Source organism: Mycobacterium sp. 2YAF39, from assembly GCF_052114565.1.
Taxonomy (GTDB): Bacteria; Actinomycetota; Actinomycetes; order Mycobacteriales; family Mycobacteriaceae; genus Mycobacterium.
On record NZ_JBFREZ010000049.1, the window covers coordinates 1 to 437 of the forward strand.

Annotated in this window: 1 protein-coding gene; it reads left to right on the forward strand. The window is 44.4% G+C overall.

Annotated elements, in window-relative coordinates:
• A partial coding sequence (locus AB4Z42_RS28415; protein ID WP_442012583.1) for a plasmid recombination protein occupies window positions 1-437 on the forward strand: 437 nt, incomplete at both ends.

The following is a 437-nucleotide window of genomic DNA, read 5'->3' on the forward strand; positions in this document are numbered from 1 at the left end:
GTATTCGGTGAAGCGGTCGAAGCCTACAATGCGAAGCAAAGTAGGAAAGACCGTAAGATTGAGGACTATTACGAGAAAATTCGAAAGGACAGTAAAACGCATGAACAAAGGGAATTGATTGTTGCCATTGGAGAGGGGAAAGATGGTGAGGAATACCGATCATTAAAGAAGTCTGCATTAGTGCAGTATGCAGAGGAGTTTCAAGAAAGAAATCCCAATTTAGCAGTCTATAACATGGTCTTGCATGATGATGAAGCTAACCCTCATTTACATATCAATTACGTTCCGAACTTTGAGAGTAAGCGAGGGCTTGCAAGGCGTGTCGGCATGGATAAAGCCTTACAACAACAAGGCATTGAAGGAAAAGGGACAGAACTCATTAAGCATTGGCGCGAGCGGGAGACCGCACGCATTGAAGAGCTGGCGAAGGCTCATAT